General features: G+C 54.3%; 14 protein-coding genes and 1 pseudogene. 3 read left to right on the top strand and 12 right to left on the bottom strand.

The features are described 5' to 3' along the window. Both WCC56_RS09285 and WCC56_RS09280 read left to right on the top strand, forming a co-directional pair. A pseudogene (locus WCC56_RS09285) lies at nt 1–253 on the top strand (BamA/TamA family outer membrane protein); the annotation flags it as partial. Then, nucleotides 253–1,365: a DUF4056 domain-containing protein gene (locus WCC56_RS09280; protein ID WP_424692101.1), complete on the top strand. Its 1,113-nt coding sequence runs from the start codon at nt 253–255 to the stop codon at nt 1,363–1,365. The pseudogene WCC56_RS09285 and the gene WCC56_RS09280, both read left to right, overlap by 1 nt. A 134-nt stretch (nt 1,366–1,499) precedes the next feature. On the opposite strand, the gene WCC56_RS09275 is transcribed toward WCC56_RS09280, so the two are convergent. The 12 genes from WCC56_RS09275 to WCC56_RS09220 form a co-directional block, all read right to left on the bottom strand. Beyond that, complete coding sequence (locus tag WCC56_RS09275; protein ID WP_424692099.1) at nt 1,500–2,297, bottom strand: hypothetical protein; 798 nt, start codon at nt 2,295–2,297, stop codon at nt 1,500–1,502. 37 nt (nt 2,298–2,334) lie between these two features. Beyond that, nucleotides 2,335–2,628, bottom strand: coding sequence for a YicS family protein (locus WCC56_RS09270; RefSeq protein WP_424692098.1), 294 nt, complete (start codon nt 2,626–2,628; stop codon nt 2,335–2,337). Between the two features lie 19 nt (nt 2,629–2,647). Continuing rightward, complete coding sequence (locus WCC56_RS09265) at nt 2,648–3,676, bottom strand: HAD family hydrolase (RefSeq protein WP_424692097.1); 1,029 nt, start codon at nt 3,674–3,676, stop codon at nt 2,648–2,650. Continuing rightward, the gene (locus tag WCC56_RS09260; RefSeq protein ID WP_053143162.1) at nt 3,666–4,688 is read right to left on the bottom strand and encodes a BatD family protein; all 1,023 of its coding nucleotides are present in this window, start codon (nt 4,686–4,688) and stop codon (nt 3,666–3,668) included. The genes WCC56_RS09265 and WCC56_RS09260 overlap by 11 nt, the downstream gene beginning before the upstream one ends. Next, a complete protein-coding gene (locus WCC56_RS09255) occupies nt 4,685–6,211 on the bottom strand; it encodes a vWA domain-containing protein (RefSeq protein WP_424692096.1) in 1,527 nt (508 codons plus the stop codon). Before WCC56_RS09255 ends, WCC56_RS09260 begins: the two co-directional genes overlap by 4 nt. After that, a complete protein-coding gene (locus WCC56_RS09250; protein ID WP_424692095.1) occupies nt 6,208–7,185 on the bottom strand; it encodes a VWA domain-containing protein in 978 nt (325 codons plus the stop codon). Before WCC56_RS09250 ends, WCC56_RS09255 begins: the two co-directional genes overlap by 4 nt. Continuing rightward, nucleotides 7,178–7,618 (bottom strand): DUF4381 family protein, encoded by a 441-nt coding sequence (locus WCC56_RS09245; RefSeq protein ID WP_053143156.1) that lies wholly within the window; start codon nt 7,616–7,618, stop codon nt 7,178–7,180. Before WCC56_RS09245 ends, WCC56_RS09250 begins: the two co-directional genes overlap by 8 nt. Beyond that, nucleotides 7,619–8,524 (bottom strand): DUF58 domain-containing protein, encoded by a 906-nt coding sequence (locus WCC56_RS09240; RefSeq protein WP_424692100.1) that lies wholly within the window; start codon nt 8,522–8,524, stop codon nt 7,619–7,621. It abuts the gene before it with no gap. Further along, nucleotides 8,524–9,516 carry an AAA family ATPase gene (locus WCC56_RS09235; RefSeq protein WP_424692094.1) on the bottom strand — a complete coding sequence of 331 codons (993 nt, stop codon included), beginning with the start codon at nt 9,514–9,516 and terminating at the stop codon, nt 8,524–8,526. Before WCC56_RS09235 ends, WCC56_RS09240 begins: the two co-directional genes overlap by 1 nt. Further along, nucleotides 9,513–10,802 (bottom strand): anaerobic sulfatase maturase, encoded by a 1,290-nt coding sequence (locus tag WCC56_RS09230; RefSeq protein ID WP_424692093.1) that lies wholly within the window; start codon nt 10,800–10,802, stop codon nt 9,513–9,515. The genes WCC56_RS09235 and WCC56_RS09230 overlap by 4 nt, the downstream gene beginning before the upstream one ends. Nucleotides 10,803–10,852: 50 nt before the next feature. Then, nucleotides 10,853–12,439 (bottom strand): arylsulfatase, encoded by a 1,587-nt coding sequence (locus WCC56_RS09225; protein WP_424692092.1) that lies wholly within the window; start codon nt 12,437–12,439, stop codon nt 10,853–10,855. 101 nt (nt 12,440–12,540) lie between these two features. Beyond that, a complete protein-coding gene (locus WCC56_RS09220; RefSeq protein ID WP_424692091.1) occupies nt 12,541–13,743 on the bottom strand; it encodes an OmpP1/FadL family transporter in 1,203 nt (400 codons plus the stop codon). 634 nt (nt 13,744–14,377) lie between these two features. Here WCC56_RS09220 and WCC56_RS09215 point away from each other — a divergent pair. Further along, the gene (locus WCC56_RS09215; protein WP_424692090.1) at nt 14,378–15,985 is read left to right on the top strand and encodes a mechanosensitive ion channel family protein; all 1,608 of its coding nucleotides are present in this window, start codon (nt 14,378–14,380) and stop codon (nt 15,983–15,985) included. Nucleotides 15,986–16,720 lie beyond the last annotated feature (735 nt).

Here is a 16,720-nt window from a genome sequence, read left to right as displayed (position 1 = left end):
CTATCGCGATAATGATATGGCCAGCGCCCAGGTGGAGTACCGTCAAAAATTAACCTGGCGTCACGGATATGTTCTCTGGCTGGGCGTAGGCGCGCTCGGCAATGACGTGCAGGATATGAGGCATACGCCATTGCTACCCACCGTTGGCGTGGGATATCGCTTTGAGGTAAAACCGAAGATGAATATCAGATTAGATCTTGGTATGGGCAAGGAAAGCACGGGCTTTTATTTTCAGGTAGCGGAGGCATTTTGATGCGGATATTGTTCTGCCTGAGCTGGCTACTCTTTTCTGCTGTCACTCACGCAGTAAACGTCGATCTTTTCCCTTTGCAGAAAACGGATAAAGGCTTGCCAGTTATTCAACACCTTTCTGCACCAGAGTCACTTCGTCCTTGTTGCGCATTTGGCTATGATCTCCATGTTCGAGCGGCAGGGATCCCCATCCCTGTTTATCAGATTGGAAATATTTTGACGGTAGAAACACTGGGATCCCATCGTTTTAATGACAGCAGCCTCGCTGCGCTTGAAAATATTGCCGGGATAAGTCAGGAGAAGAACGGATTAATATATACTCACCGCGGTGGGTTTATTGATATCGCTCATGTGCGGGATACAGCTGATAATACACTGTTTTTATTTTCAAAGATCGCACCTCTGTTGGGTCATGAACAACGCTTTTTCCTGACCGAAGAATTGGGAGTGCGTCGGGTACAAATGAACGCTTTCACAGCACCTACCAGCAGCGGACAACGTTACACGCTAGCTGCATGGCTGGCGGGGCATCTCGCCTTCGAGTTAGCGCAATGGCATGAAGTGGCTCAGTGGTATGGCTTCCAGTCAGTCCCCGGCTTTTCTGAGGAGATCTCCGCTTTCTCACCGGAAGATCTTTATTCCAATCTACTGGGGGCTCGCATAGCCATACAGGTAATTCTGCAGGGACATGCTGGCACACTGGCAGAATACAACCACGCGATGGATAAGCAGCTTATTACGAGTTTGATCAGACTTGAAGCAACTCCGAAAAGTGTTACCGCCGAAAAGTTCCGCCAGATTGATGGCGTCTGGTGGAACAGTAAACGTCGGGTACCGGATAAATTCCTCGTTCTGAATCGAAATTATGATCTCAGCGAACAACGTTACCCCATGCCAGTCTCCTTTGAAGCAGCGCCGCCATATTTGCTGACTTTTCCTGAGCATATTGGGAAGTACTCACTTAAGTCATTGGGCGAATTACAAATCTATTCAGGTCATCAAATGAAAGGTCTGCCTGAACCGGCGCACTTTTACAATCAACTGGATTTCGTGCCTCTGGCTGTGAAAGCGAAAGAAGCCGATGACATCCAACTTCAAAAGCTGAATAAATAATCGATTCAACTCAATTTCCCAGGAAAGGTGTAGTACTTATCCTGCTTCGCCCTGTCCTCTTGCGAAATTTTCACCCTGGAGCCAGCCATGGCCTCCAGGGATTAGCATCAAGACTTTCTGGTTTTCTCATGAGCTTAGTTAAACTGATAGGTGTATGAAATCAGGAATCGCTTATCTGGATCATCCAGATAGGTATTGTTATCCATCAGGAAGGTGAACAGGTTAAAAGAGTTATGTTTATTTAAGGAATAACCGAGCCCCAACCCACCAAAATAACCCTTGTAATGGTCGCCGTCGTCATTTTTTGAACCGTAAGATCCGGCAGCAAAAGCAACAACTCTCAGGTCGGGTGTCAGGGGTTTTAAAGTAAAAAGACCAAGATACCCGCTGCTTCCTGACGTGGTTATCGTGTCTAATCCCAGATCGGTAGATCCGCTGGCAATAATTTCTGGCGAAGGACATTTAGAACTGCCGTCCGTTTTGCACCCCAGCGTTTCACCAGTATTATAGGTATATCCGGCCATGGGGAAAATTTGAAAACCTGCTGGCTCAATACCGAAATAACTCAGTGGAATAAAGGTGCCGACCGAGTAGTTAGTTTGGGATGCGCCGTTGGTATACTCATTTTTGCCAAAGTTGAAGTTGAGGATGCCCACAGGGAAAAGCCATGACCCGCCAATACGCCATTCGCTGGCATCACTGTTAATCCGGGCATTGAGCTTTCGTGCCTCATCAAGCGCCACGGAGCCGGAAAACGAAAGATTGCTGTCATCAAGCTCGTAGTTATCTGACCAGGATGCGCCCGCCTTTGTGGTGACCTTGGTCGGATCATCATCCAACTTATCTTTCTCATCTTTTATCTGTCCAGACTGAGCAAATGCCTGACTTATCAGCAGCAGAAGTAGCAGAGGGGGAAAATTAATTTTTTTCATCTGTAATCCTGAGAATTAGAGGCTGTTTTACCGCTGTTCAGTTTGGTTCAGGGCACTGAACATCTTTTATCGATCTTTCGTAGGCTTTGAAATTCTTATTTCTCAATGCTGCAGCGGCCGTAAGAATGTGTGGCTCGGTCTGTTTATCATGCAGGAAGGTAGTTTTTATTTTTGCATCGGGAATAGCGGTATCAATCTGGCAATGACTGCGTAAATCATCGATGATTTTTTTCTGCCTGAGCGCATAAGCCAGATTGTCGTACGGTGATGCCAGGGCTGCGGCCGCCAGCGAAAATAAAACGCCGGCCAGAATCGTTTTGCGAAAATTCATCGGATTGCGCCTGCAAGAGTTAAGGTGTTGTGGTTGATTGCGCGCTGCCGGTCGCCGGGCACAGAGCGGGATCGAACACCGTTTTCCAGTCTTTTTTCATATCGACAATCGTCCAGCCGTATTTTCCCGCCAGCGTTAATCCGTTCACTAAAGTTCCGCTGGCCGGCGGATGCGCATCGTAGGCATATTCGCGTTGGCTGTCGGTGTGATGCACCAGTAATCCAAAGGTTTTCACGCCGGGATTGGCCGATGTGTATTGCAACATGGGCACATCGCCATCGCTGTTGCCAAAAGCGGCTACCGGGCGATGCCCCATAAACAGATGGATCGCCACCGGCTTGGCGGCGGCATCATCATAAAAAGCGCCATTCATGGTCTTACGCAGCTGCGTGCCGTTGTCAGTCAGCGAGAACTCGGATAACGAAAAGGAACCGACCACTTGCTCCGGCGGGATGTCATACATTTTCTCTGCCAGCACACGCATAAAATCCACGCCGCCACCGGAGATAATCCAGGTTTTAAAGCCGTTTTGCCGCAGATAATCCAGTAACTGGCGCATCGGTAAATACCCCAGCCGATCGTAACCGCAGCCAAAGCGCGTGTGCTTGTGCGTACTGACCCAGTCGGTCACACGTTGGGTGAATTCTTCAGTGGTCATATCGCTGTGCGTCAGGGCGACCAGCTTAAACAGCCCTTTGCTGCCCGACGCGGCCAGCGTTTTGGTGTCGTTATTTAACGCCGCAGAAATCAGCGGATCGCTTTTCCATTCAGGGTGGGCCGGTGCCAGCCGCTTCAGCTCATCCAGCGCAAACTGCAGCTGGAAGGTAACCGGCGCTTCTGGCCACAGGGTACCGTCATTATCAAACACCACATAGCGCTGCTTCTCGGGAATAAACGCGTTATCACCTGGCGTGGTGGCATGTTCCACCCACTGTTCGATAGCCGTTTTGGCGGCGGTGTCATTCCAGGCAGACAGCGTCGGATTGGCAGCCGCCTGACACACGCCCACGCTGCATAACAGCGCCAGAGCACAGAGTTTACGCTTCATGTTTTTTCCTCTTCAGCGTTGCAAGGTCGGGCAGCGGCACAATGCGCCAGATCCGCAACCCGCGTTGAATAACAAAACGGCCTGTGCGCCATAATGCGTGGCGCATAAACCAGCCGACAATCGCCAGCAAAATGACCGCGACAGCAATCGATACGGCAGGCCAAAGGGAGGTCGTCCCCTTGGCTCGCAGGACGTTTTCACTGCCTGCCGCCCGAACGGGCGCGATGGTGTAGGAGGCTGCGGGCAGCGAGGCAGTCTGCCACTGCTGATTGCGGGTGTCCCACCAGCGCAGCTTGATCTCGGGCAGGGTCAGGGTGCCGGCCGTGGCGGGCAAATAGCGCAGGCGTTCAGTGCGCTGGGCGCCGATCACCTCACCGCGGCCCTGGGTTAGCAGGCTGTTTTCCGGCGTCAGGCGTTGCGTACCTGAGCCAGGAATGGCGAACAGGATTTGCGGGATCTGCGCCGGGATCACTTCCTGCGCCTGCACCGTTACCTGACGTTCAATGACGTCACCAACATGAATCGTCCGTTCGCCGTCGGCCCGCCAGACCTGAATTTTCTGCTGCAGGCTGAGGGCGCTGGCCGGCAGAAAACGATCCGGCTGTTGTACGCCGGCTGGCCAGCTGACCTGTTTCTCTATCGCGGGCAGCGTCACCGTTTGCGGCGGTTGCCCGGCCGAAGTTAGCGTCAGATCCATCGCCGGCAGCCTCAGCATGCCGCCATCCCAGGCCATCAGCTGCCGCTCCATTTTGATGCCGCTCCAGCTGGTACTTCCCTCGCGCCGTGAAACCAGCTGGTTGGGCAGCGAAGTGGTCAGCAGCATGCCATTTTCGACCGTCATTTCTGGCCATTCCGGCGGAGGATTAAACCAGCTATCCGTCCAGAAGGTGATCGCCACCCGCACAGGTTGTCCGGGGACCAGATGATCCGGTGCTTCCAGTTCGCGGGTCAGCGTCATTGCCGCCTGCGGCATCGCGGAAAACAGTAAAAGTATCAGCAGAAACCGTCTCATTTCCCCTCCGCAGGCGCTGAGTTGTAGAGGTTTTCCAGCAGGCCGCTGGGTGACAGGCTGAGATTGTCGTACCACTGATTAACCTGCGGCGAGTTGCCCGCCGTGGCCTGCATATCCTGCTGCTTAACGCCCTGATCTTTCTCCAGATCGTTTTTGATCGCATCGGGCGTTTCATCCTGTTCCTTATGCTGAGAATCCTGACGATCGCGCTCTTTTTGCCGTAACTGCATGATGATGTGCGCAATCTTCGCCCGGTTATCTTTCGCCATCGTCCAGTCAGGCCGCAGGCTTAATGCCTGGTCATAACGGGTCAGCGCCTGCTGCCACTGCTTTTGCTGCGCGTAGCTGTTGCCGATCCACAGCAGGGTATCGGGTGTGGCTGGCGCCTGCAGAAAAGCGCTGGTGGCCGCAGGGAAATCGCCGGCGTTGTAAAGGGCAATGCCGCGCCACAGGGGATCGCTGAAATGCGCCGCTGCCTCTGCATAATCACCCCGGTTGAAGGCCCGCTGGCCCTGTTGATCCGGACTGATAAAGGCCTCAGTCCAGGCAGCGGCGGCCGGTGGCGTAAAGGTGGTCAGCGAGACGGCGATCAGCAGCAGTAAAATCATCTGCTGACGCCAGATCAGCAGCAATAACAGCATTGGGATAATCAGCAGGTAACCACTGTTTTTCCAGTGCAGATCGTTGCGGGAGTTTTGCTGCGCCACCACGGACTGCTGAATGTTTTGCAGAATGGCGGGCAGGTCGTCATCGTCAGCGGTCGCCAGCGTCACCGGAATACCGTTATTGCGAAGCTGTTCAAAACGCGGCACGTTCAGGCGGGTATCAATCCCTCGCGCTGCCAGCGCCTCCGGCAGCGCGCCGCCTTTAGCCGTGCCGGGCACCCATACCTGCAACGGCAGTTTCTGTTCCGTCAGCCAGCGCGCGTCTTCCGCGCTGAGGTTGTCGGCCACCAGCAGCAGGCTGTGCGGCACCGTCGGCGACTGCGGCAGGTTTTTTAGTGCCAGCGCAATGGCTGCCTGTAATCCGGAACCTTCCCCTTCGGGCAGTTGCGTGGGCTGCTGCGCGTCGAGAAACAGCCGGAAAAATGCGCTGTCGTTGGTCATGGGCGTGGTCAAAAATGCCTGCGCGTTGTACACCACCAGGCCCATATGGCTGCCGGGAAGCCGGCTCATCAGCGCCTCAATTTTCGGCTGCATGCGTTGATGACGGGACGGCGGTAAATCCTGCGCCATCATGCCCAGGTCCTGTTGCAGGATCACCATGACCTGAGTTTGCGAGGTCATGCCAGCGGGCAGATCTTTTTGCCAGCTCGGCCCGGCCAGCGCAATACAGCCCGCCGCGAACAGCCACGGCAGCACCTGGAACAGCGAGCGGCGCTGGCCATGAATGAGTGCGCGTGCGAAGGGTTTGGTCATAATGCGGTGCCAGGCGCTGCGCGAACCGCTGGCGAGAAACCACAGCAGCGGGCAGAGCAGCAGTCCCAGCAGCCGCCACGGATAGATAAAGTGCAAGTCCGTCATGATCTGCGCTCCCGGATAAGCCGTAGCACGGTGAACGCCAGCAGCAGAAACATCGCCAGCATTAACGGCCAGTGGAACAGCGGCAGGTGCCAGGAGAATCCCGTGGTCTTGACCTGCGAAGGCGTCATCGCATCAATCTGCTGCCAGACGTTGTCCAGCGCATCAGCGGATGTGTTTGCCTGCAGGGCTTCCCCACCGGTCAACTGGGCGATCTGTTTCAACAGCGCCGTATCCACCTTGTCCTCGCCACTGCTGTTGATGTCGCCAAAGGCGATGGTATGCACCTGAACGTGATGCGTTGCTGCCAGCTGTGCCGCCAGCGCCGGAGAGAGCTGTGACGCGGTATCGTTGCCATCGGTCAGCAGGATCGCCAGCTTGCTGGCATCACGATCCAGGCTGCTGTCGAGCAACTTGACCGCCACACCCAGCGCATCACCGATGGCGGTTTGCTGGCCAATCATGCCGGGCGCCAGTTGGTTAATCCGCGAGAGTAACGCCTGCTTATCCTCACTGATGGGCGCAAAGGGCCAGGCGCTGCTGGCAAAAATAACCAGTCCGATGCGATCCGTTTTGCGCTGGGCGACAAAAGCACGCACCGATCGCTGTACCGCCTGCAGCCGGGTGATGCCATCCTGCGCATCGTTTTTCTCCATCGATCCGGACACGTCCAGAATCAGCACCATATTGCGCATCGGCTTGATGATTTGCTGTGGCGGCATCAGGTATTCCGGCCGGGCCAGCGCACACACCAGCAGCGTCCACACCAGCCAGAATACCAGCTGGGTCGGCCAGCGAATTTTTGCCGGTGGGGTATGCAGCTTCAGCTCTTCCGCCAGCGCCGGTAAAAACGGCACGCGGACTTTTTCTTCCTGCTGCCGTTCTTTTGTCGGCAGAAAGCGCATAAGCAGCGGCAGCAGCAACAGGATCCAGGCCAGCGGCCAGGCAAAATCAATGTGCGTCAGCAGCTCAGACATCGGGTAGCGTCTCCAGCCAGCGAGAGAGTTGCTGTTGCAGACGTGCATTCTGATCCGGCTCCAGCCGGTTATCCCGCTGACAATAGCGACCAATCAGCAGTTGTCGGTCCGGTTCATCCAGCGGCAAACGGGCGAGCAGGGCTTCTGGACGGTCCAGCGTTGAGATGTCATCGCGCGGATGGTGCACCAGCAAAATGCGTTTGATCACCGCCAGCCAGCCGTCGGCACTTTGCTCCTGCCGGATATGGCGTCGCGCTTCACGTCGCCACCGGTTCCGCCGCCAGCGCAACAGGCGGAGGCAGAACCACAACAGCAACGCTGCGAACAGTAACGCGCCGAGCACAATCCAGCCCGGCGGCAAGGGCAGCCACGGGATCGCCGCAGGCAGGGCGGGATGCGCCAAATCAGGCACGGAAAATCCTTTTGCCAGCATTTAAAACCCCTTTTGTAATTGCGGTAGCAGATCATCACCGACCACAATCTGATTGACCTTAATACCCAGCCGTGTCAGCCGGTTCTTCTGGTTTGCCAGCCGGGTGGTCACGCTGTCCTGAATTTGGCTGCGCAGGGCGGGCGAAAGCGAAAGGGTGGTTTGCCGATCCTGATACCAGGCGGCCAGTTGGCCTTGCGCCGGTAAGCGAAGATGGAGATCGTCGAGGGTGACAAACGCGCTGATTTCGCAGCGACGGCGCAAACCCGCCAACAGCGCTTCACTGTGATCATCCAGGTCGTGGAAATCACTGATAATCGCCAGCCAGCTACCGGCCGGCACGCTGCCAGCGATCCGTTCCAGGCTTCCCGCCAGGGTCATCGTTGTGGTTACTTCCTGCGGATATTGTTCCGCTAAACGCTGGTTATAACGCTCAAGGTGGCTTAGCAGCGGGGTCAGGCTGGTTTTGGGCGAGCGGCAAGGGGTCAGCGCACAGGTTTCATCGTCAAAAACCAGGCACCCGAGGCGATCGCCATCATGCCAGCTGCGCCAGGCCAGCAGCCCGGCCAGCGTTGCAGCAACCACCGACTTGCTCTGCCCCCGGGTGGCGAAATACATATCCAGACGCTGATCGACCAGCAGAAACACCGGGCGCTCACGCTCTTCGTTATACAGCCTTATCCAGGGCGAACGCAGCCTGGCCGTGGCCTGCCAGTCAATCAGCCGGACATCATCCCCCGGCTGATAGCGACGCAGGCTGTCAAAATTGAGGCCGCGACCCTGCTGTTTTGACGCCCGTTCACCCGCCATGGCTCCTGGCGGCATCTGTCCCGGCGGGTTGTTCAGCCTGCGGGCTTCGCCAGCCAGCGCCATCAGCGCGGCACGATCGATCACCAGAGGGCTGCCCATCATGCCACCACGGCATCAAGCAGCATTTGTACCGCCCGATCGGCGCTACAGTTATCGGCATTGGCCTGATAGCTCAATAGCAGGCGGTGGCGTAACACCGCAGGCGCAATGCGCTTGATGTCTTCGGGTAACACCGCATCGCGGCCTTCCAGCCACGCCAGCGCGCGACCACAGCGATCCAGCGCCAGCGTGCCGCGCGGGCTGACCCCAAGGGTGATATAGCTGGCAAAGGTGTCACTGACCGAGGCCGGCTGGCGGGTCATTTCAACCAGGTTAATGATGTAACTCTCGACCGTTGGCGCGACGTAGACGCTGGCAATCTCCTGCCAGCAGCTGGCAATGTCGGCCTGGCTTAGCCGGGTGATCGCTGCCGCGACGGCGTCGGGCCTGGCCGCCTGATACTGTGCCTGCTGCTCGGCCCGCACCAGTTGCATCACCTTTTGTTCGTTTTCCTGTGACGGATAGCTGACGAGGATTTTCATCAGAAAGCGGTCCAGCTGCGCTTCCGGCAACGGCCAGGTGCCTTCCTGATCGATGGGGTTTTGCGTTGCCAGCACCATAAACACGCCGGGAAGTGGCCAGGTTTTCCCGGCCACGGTGACGTGCCGCTCTTCCATCGCTTCCAGTAATGCCGACTGCACGCGGGCTGAGGCGCGGTTAATTTCATCCGCCAGAATAATGTTGCCGAACACCGGGCCAGGACGAAAGCGGAACTGGTCTTCTTCCCGCGTGGCATTTTGCTGGTAGATTTCGCTGCCGGTAATGTCCGACGGCAACAGATCGGGGGTGAACTGGATGCGGCAAAAATCGCCTTCGAGGTGTTTCGCCAGTTCGCGCACGGCACGGGTTTTTGCCAGGCCGGGCAGGCCCTCAAGCAGCACATGGCCGTCGCAGAGCAGGGCCACTATCAGCATTCTGACCAGCTCTTCCTGGCCAAGCACCTGGGCATTCATCTCGGTTTCCAGTGCCAGCATTTTTTCCCTGTGAGTCATAGCTGCTCCACCGGTTCAGGTTGCAGAAGGGTGGCAAGGCCAACCAGCATCGGGTGTGAATAGTTGAAAAAGGCTTTAATGCCCGGGCAGAGATAGTTGAGGCCCAGTTCGCCGTCTTCACTGCGCACCAGACGATTTTTCGGGCATTCGCCATAACACAGCTTCAGATAGGGGCAGCTTTTGCAGGCCTGCGGCAGGGTTTCGCGTTTACCGTAGCCAAAGGCTTTTTGCCGTTCAGAAAATGCCAGATGCGCCAGTTTGGTTTGTTTGATATTGCCCAACTGGTATTCGGGGTAGACATAGTGGTCGCAGGAGTAGATATCACCATTTTTTTCGATGGCCAGCCCCTTGCCGCAAAACTCGGAGGTGATGCAGATCTGCGCGGGCATGCCCATGGTCTGCGCGACGGCGGTTTCGAACAGATTGACCTGCACGCGGCCCAGGTCGTTGTTAACCCACTCTTCAAAGACGGCAATCAGGAAGCTGCCCCAGTCATCGGGATCGACCGACCAGTCGGTGACGATGGAGTCCAGGTCTCCGGGTTTGGCGCGACGGGTGCCGGTGATCGGAATGCTGTCATCACGCCAGAACTGCGGTGCGGTACTTTTGAAGTCAACCGGCTCGACGCACGGATTGAACTGGATATAGGTCGCGCCCAGTTCCCGCGTCAGGAAGCGATAAACCTCCAGCGGATACTGTGCATTGGTGCGATTAACGGTGACCAGGGCATTAAACGGCACCTGATGGCGCTTCAGCGCCTCGACGCCTTTCATCACCATGGCAAAGGTTGGTTTGCCGCTGCGCGTCACGCGGTAACGATCGTGGAGTTCCGCCGGGCCATCAATCGACAGACCCACCAGGAAATGGTGCCGCTTCAGAAATGAGGCCCACTTATCATTCAACAAAATGCCGTTAGTTTGCAGATCGTTTTCAATCCGCTGGCCGGGCTTCTTATATCGCTTTTGCAACGCAACGATTTTCTCAAAATACGCCAGTCCCATCAGCGTGGGTTCGCCGCCTTGCCACGAAAAGACCACCTGTTCGCCGTCCTGACTGTCGATGTAATCGCGGATAAAGGCCTCGAGCACCTCATCGCTCATCCCGCTGTGATCCTGCTTCAGCAACTGCTCTTTATGCAGGTAGAAACAGTAATTACAGTCGATATTGCAACGCGATCCCGTGGGTTTCGCCATAACATGAAAACGGCGCTTATATGCAGGTCCCCGACCGTTGTACTTTTCTGCCGTGGGCAGTGCCTTAGCAGGAAGAGTGGTACTGTATTTCATCTCAGCCTCCGGAAGCCGGGCAGATAACCGCCCGGCTGTGGGTCGTCACATCAGTTCGTTGACGGATTACCTTGCTCAATCATCGCGGATACATCCGATACGGTGAAGGAGCCCGGCTTCTGCCTCGGCGGGAACTCTTTGAAGCTTTCAATCATCTCTTTGGCGTATTTCTGCGCGCCGCCCAGCAGGAACATGCGGTCATAGAACCAGTGGTTGTAGTCCATGCCGCTGTCGCCTTTCTCAAGCGGATCGATTTCCAGATCGAACAGCAGCGGGGCGCGGAGCTTAACAAACGGGTATTTCCACAGGTCCAGACCGGTATGTTCCTGCACCATAAAGTGCATTTTCCAGCGGCCATAGCGCATCGCCAGTAGGTCACCGTCATCACTCCAGTAGAAGAACTCTTTACGCGGGTCCTCCTGGGTTTTACCGGTCAGGAAATCCAGCTGGTTATAGCCATCCAGGTGAACTTTGTAGGTCATCGCGCTGGTTTTGTAGCCTTTCAGCAACTGTTGTTTGATGTCCGGTACCCCGGCGGCGGCAACCAGCGTCGGGAACCAGTCATTGCTGCCAACCATATCGTTGATCAGCGTGCCAGGCTTGATGTGCCCTGGCCATCTGACCATCGCCGGTACGCGGAAACCGCCTTCCCAGCCGGTGTTTTTCTCGCCACGGAACGGCGTCATTCCCGCATCAGGCCAGGTGGCGATCATCGGGCCGTTATCGGTGGTGTAAACCACGATGGTGTTATCCTCAATGCCGAGATCCTTGATCTTCTTCAGCACTTCGCCCACGATTTTGTCGTGCTCAACCATGCCGTCAGCGTAGTCACCCAATCCGGTCACGCCTTTGTCAGCGGGCTTGATATGGGTCTTGTTGTGCATGCGGGTGGTGTTATACCAGGTGAAGAACGGCTTGTTGGCTTTAACCTGACGTTCCATAAAGTCATTGTTGGCCGCCAGCGTCTCCTCATCGACCGTTTCCATGCGCTTGGTGTTGAGCGGACCGGTGTCTTCAATCTTGCCATCGGCGGTCGATTTGATGACGCCACGCGGGCCAAACTCTTTGCGGAATGCCGGATCCTTAGGATAGTCCGGGTTCTCCGGCTCTTCTTCCGCATTCAGGTGGTAAAGGTTACCCATAAACTCGTCGAAGCCATGGGCCGTCGGCAGAAACTCATCCCGATCGCCGAGGTGGTTTTTACCGAACTGGCCGGTGGCATAGCCGAGTTGTTTAAGAACCGACGCGATAGTGGGGTCTTCTTTCTGCAGACCCTGCGGTGCGCCAGGCATGCCGACTTTACTCATCCCGGTACGGAACGGCATCTGGCCGGTGATAAATGACGAGCGGCCTGCGGTGGAACTTTGCTCCGCGTAGTAGGAGGTAAACTTAGCCCCTTCCGCCGCGATGCTGTCAATGTTCGGGGTTTTATACCCCATCATTCCCTGGTTGTAGGTACTGAGATTCCAGTAACCAATATCATCGCCAAATATCACCACGATATTGGGCTTGCCCTTACTTTGTTCCGGGGCGGTGGTCGCGGTATTGCTGTCCGGTGCAGCCTGTGCGCTGAATGAACAGCAGGCAACAGACAGCATCGAGGCTAACAAGGTTTTGCAAAAAGGCATTCGTGACATTTTGCGCTCCATTGGGTTGAGCTTTGGGTTTACCTGTGCCGGCAGGATATTGACGGCAAAGAGGCTGGACTGCTTGGGCTTAAATCCTCCCGTCGCGAGGGTTAAAAGGTCCGGTTGTAGTTCACGCCAAAGAAATACAGTGCCGGGTTGGAATATCCGCCTTTCAGCAGCGGGGAGGAAACCTGGGAAGAATCGATATGGGCATATTCGAATGCCGCACCGATACTGCTGCTGTTATCAAGCTGATAACGCGTGCCAACACCCCATCGCCAGGTATCGCCCGACGGCATGGTCATGGAGGCATCGTTCTGGTTGCGGTAGAAACTGCTGTCGAAGGCGACGCCGGAATTAAACGTCCAGGCTTCGGTGGCGCGGAACTGCGTACCCAGCGCCAGATGCCAGGTATCACGCAGGCGATCGTTGCCCGCCGTCGACCGTCCATTAACCCGAATGTCGCTGTTGCTGTATTCACTCCAGTCCTGCCAGCCCAGGTCACCCATAATCGCCCAGCGCGCGTTCAGATCGTGATACAGGCTGGTCATCACCTGTTGTGGCGTGTTGACGGTGGCTGCAATCGGCAGGGTGTAAGAGGGCGAATCATTTAGCTGTGACAGGGTGACGGTGGGCGCAATATTGAAATGGTAATCGGTGCGGCTGGTATAGGTGATCCCCGCCCGGGTATGGCTGTTGAACTGATACAACGCGCCTGCTTTGACGTTTAAGGCCCAGTCATGATCCGAGTGGTCCTGCGTATCACCCTGCAGATTTTGCCGCTTGAGGGAGAGATACCCGTAGTTAATGCCGAGTCCGGCGCCCAGTGACAGCGCGTCGTTAACCTGCCAGGCCATGGCTGGCATCAGGGTTAATGCCAGCAGCGTGCTGTCTTTAATCAGGTTTTCACCGGCCCAGTTGCCGAAGTGCAGCCCCAAGCCGTAATTCCCGTACAGGCCAATACCGGCGGTGACCTCATGGGATACTTTTTGGCTGTAGAACGCACTGCCACCCGGAAACCAGCCGATCACGTTACCGGGACTTTTGCCGTTTAGCTGTGCATCATCACTCAGCTGATAGGGCGTATCGCCATATAACGCCTGGCCACCCAAAGACAGGGAACGGTCCGGAAGCAGCGTCATCCCAGCCGGATTGGTAAACAGCGTGCCGGCATTCTGTGCGCGCGCCGCCTGGCCCGCGCCGGCCAGGCCCAGGTCATCGGTACCAATTTCATAAAGATATAGTCCGCTTGCATATATGCTACCGGAAAAAAATATCGAACAGCCCAGGGTTAGGTTAATGAATTGTCTCATACACCGTCCGAAAAAACTTGAATTTAGAGCCAGTCATTAATATGACAAATAAATTAACAACTGATAATTAATTGCGGGTAAAAATAACACTGGTTTTAAAAAATATAATTAATATATAACGTTAAACATAGAAATATGTCAACACATACATTAAAAAATCTACATCATAAGAATAGTAACTCAGGTTACCATTTATGGAATGCTAAACCCTATTCCTGTGGCGTCAAGTTATGATGCATCACGCCTGTTTGAGTGTGATTGTTCATCTATATGATTTACAATGTATTTTACATCTATGTTATTTCAAAAAAACAACATTTGCGATGCGATTTTTTTGCAAAGGAATAGGTCGGATTTTTGTGATCGGAATCGCAATAAGTAATTTTATACACATTAATTTCCAGAGATATACTACGTACTTTAAAATGTAAATAATGAAGAGACAGCTCAGGGTGAGGCCATCGAAAGCGTTCTCTTCTGTCCATAGTTATATCAATATATGAGCTTATTTAAGCTGGCAATCGATACTGGTTGATGCGGCATTACAACCTAACTTCTGACTTCAAGAATGTTTTTGTCGGTTGCCTTAAGTACAGATGTACCATAAGGCAGTAACGGGTTTTCCGGAGGCATGATGTTCAAAGCGTTAATGCGAATTTGCAGTTGCCTGTTGCTATTGACTTTACAAAATGCAACTGCCGCTGAGCCACGTCAGGCACCTTCGCAGCAGGAGTCCGCGCGGACCCTGTACCTGCTTAATCAGCCCGTCGTGATGTTACAGGCGAAATTTGGCCTTACCACGCCTGAGGAGCGGATAAAGCGTATCGTGACGATCTTGCGCGCGCTTAAGGATAACGATCTGGCTCATCCGGTTGAAACGCATGATCTGACGCGATACGGCCAGCCAGGCGTGCTGTTTTCGGTCAACGGCAAACCGTTTATGTTACTGGCTCAATCAGATCTGGACGAAGGGGATGACCTGTCGCTAGCTCAGGCGGCGGAGCGCGTCAGGCTTCGCTTCGACACTCTTCGTCTCTCATTATCCGAACAGTATTCATCCCGTTACCTTCTGCTTGCATCCGTAAAAGGCCTTATAGGCGCTCTGTCGCTGTCCGGATCCATACTGCTTGCAATACGTTCCTATGCCTGGCTCAAACGAAGATATGCTGAGCGGCGGCCTCCGCGTAAAAACCTTGTACTTGGCTCGCTACGGGCTTTTCTCGGTCCTGTAGCAGTAAGGCTGTATGCCATTCTTTTGACTACTGCCTTCTTCGTGGCATTTTACATCTGGGTGAGCTGGGTATTGCGGCTGTATCCCTGGACACGGATTTGGGGCATGGAGCTGGGAGGCTATGCACTTGGACTCTTGCAGCGTCTCGGGCTCGCTATATTTTCCGCTCTGCCCGGCGTGCTTATTGTGGTCGTCATATTCGTCATTACTGCGCTGGTAACGCGATTACTCAGACTGGTACTAAGGCGCGTTGAGAGCGGGCAATTATACCTGCCGGGTCTGCATCCGGATACCGTTGGCGTGACCCGTAAACTTATCAGCGTGGTCATCTGGTTATTCGCATTGTCGGCTGCATATCCATTTTTACCCGGAGCTAATTCACTCGCCTTCAAAGGCATAAGCGTTTTCTTCGGGTTGATGCTGACACTCGGTTCGGCAGGCGTGATGAATCATGCCATGAGCGGGCTGGTGCTGACCTATTCCCGTGCGCTGCGAAAGGGCGACATTATCAGGATTGCCGATCATGAGGGTGTCGTCAGCGAAGTGGGCATGCTGGCAACCAAAATTCAGACGCGTGAAAACTACGAGGTGACGGTTCCCAACGCGGTTGTAGTCAGCGGCAGGATTGTAAATCTGAGCGCAACGCTTAAAGGTGAAGGCGTTAATATGACAACCAGTGTCACCATTGGTTATGACACGCCATGGCGGCAGGTTGAAGCCATGCTGGAACTTGCAGCAAGCCGGACACCTGGCATTAATCGCGATATCTCACCACTGGTGCGCCAGCTGGCGCTGCAGGACTGGTACGTGGCGTATGAACTCCAGATCAGGCTAAATCCGGGTGAATCACTTGCTGGCGTAAGAAGTACGCTTCACGGCCAAATACAAGACGTTTTTAATGAATTCGGCGTGCAGATCATGTCACCTAATTTCATCAGTCAGCCCGATCAGCCCGTACTCGTAACAACGTCGGATTGGTTTACCCCTCCGGGTAAAGATAAAGTAAAGTGAGATATCCCCGTGGGAAAAAAATCCTGAATCTTAAGCTACGCACGATCGGTTGTTTAGCCTCCTCTGCGGCAGATTTAATCCGGCGTATGCTTTTTCTACATCCAGTCATAATTCAGATTTTAATCAGTCCTAAACCGCACTTTTCCTCAGAAACCTCTGAACTTTTGTGCACTAAGTATTTTCACAGAGCCTTAACTTTTCGTACGTAGTAGGCTAATAACGCTACATATGTGGTGAATGCTACGTGTTATATGAGTGTAATATTGTTCTTTCCCGGCCTGGTAGGCCGGGTTTTTTTCCGGATATTCGCAAATTCAACCCATAACAAGTCCTGTGCTTTGGATAAAGAGTGTCGTCTGGTAAAAACGGCGAGAACGTCCCGAGGCTGGTTTTATCTACTTAACTTTGCGTTCTTCGTAATTCGTAGGGGGCTTCTTCAAGGTTTTTTTCTTCTGATATTTGCACTTAACCTTAATCCTTCTATTCTTAAACCAGCGATATCCATCGTTAATCCCATAAGATCGACCCCTGTTTATAACAGGGTTAGCCCGCTGCCACGCGTTTTTTTTGCACATCATTAAGATGATGTATTTGCACCATCCGTTCGGGGACTGGTTGGGGCAGATAAATTCCCGCCTCGCGAGTTCAGCATAAAGGTCAAGGAGCACGTCCTGATATTGTTAATGCACTATCACGGCGGTGAATAATACAAAATGCGGGGGGGGGGGGGGGAAT

It is taken from the genome of Erwinia sp. (assembly GCF_049696395.1).
GTDB lineage: Bacteria > Pseudomonadota > Gammaproteobacteria > Enterobacterales > Enterobacteriaceae > Erwinia.
The sequence above is the reverse complement of the archived record's forward strand: the minus strand, read 5'-3'. Positions and strand labels throughout refer to the sequence as shown.

Bases quoted from the DNA above. Each gene is read 5' to 3' on its own strand.
- WCC56_RS09240 (WP_424692100.1), bottom strand. From the start codon at position 8,524: ATGGGCAGCCCTCTGGTGATCGATCGTGCCGCGCTGATGGCGCTGGCT.
- WCC56_RS09245 (WP_053143156.1), bottom strand. From the start codon at position 7,618: ATGCTGGCAAAAGGATTTTCCGTGCCTGATTTGGCGCATCCCGCCCTG.
- WCC56_RS09215 (WP_424692090.1), top strand. From the start codon at position 14,378: ATGTTCAAAGCGTTAATGCGAATTTGCAGTTGCCTGTTGCTATTGACT.
- WCC56_RS09230 (WP_424692093.1), bottom strand. From the start codon at position 10,802: ATGAAATACAGTACCACTCTTCCTGCTAAGGCACTGCCCACGGCAGAA.
- WCC56_RS09220 (WP_424692091.1), bottom strand. From the start codon at position 13,743: ATGAGACAATTCATTAACCTAACCCTGGGCTGTTCGATATTTTTTTCC.
- WCC56_RS09275 (WP_424692099.1), bottom strand. From the start codon at position 2,297: ATGAAAAAAATTAATTTTCCCCCTCTGCTACTTCTGCTGCTGATAAGT.
- WCC56_RS09265 (WP_424692097.1), bottom strand. From the start codon at position 3,676: ATGAAGCGTAAACTCTGTGCTCTGGCGCTGTTATGCAGCGTGGGCGTG.
- WCC56_RS09280 (WP_424692101.1), top strand. From the start codon at position 253: ATGCGGATATTGTTCTGCCTGAGCTGGCTACTCTTTTCTGCTGTCACT.
- WCC56_RS09260 (WP_053143162.1), bottom strand. From the start codon at position 4,688: ATGAGACGGTTTCTGCTGATACTTTTACTGTTTTCCGCGATGCCGCAG.
- WCC56_RS09270 (WP_424692098.1), bottom strand. From the start codon at position 2,628: ATGAATTTTCGCAAAACGATTCTGGCCGGCGTTTTATTTTCGCTGGCG.
- WCC56_RS09225 (WP_424692092.1), bottom strand. From the start codon at position 12,439: ATGTCACGAATGCCTTTTTGCAAAACCTTGTTAGCCTCGATGCTGTCT.
- WCC56_RS09235 (WP_424692094.1), bottom strand. From the start codon at position 9,516: ATGACTCACAGGGAAAAAATGCTGGCACTGGAAACCGAGATGAATGCC.
- WCC56_RS09250 (WP_424692095.1), bottom strand. From the start codon at position 7,185: ATGTCTGAGCTGCTGACGCACATTGATTTTGCCTGGCCGCTGGCCTGG.
- WCC56_RS09255 (WP_424692096.1), bottom strand. From the start codon at position 6,211: ATGACGGACTTGCACTTTATCTATCCGTGGCGGCTGCTGGGACTGCTG.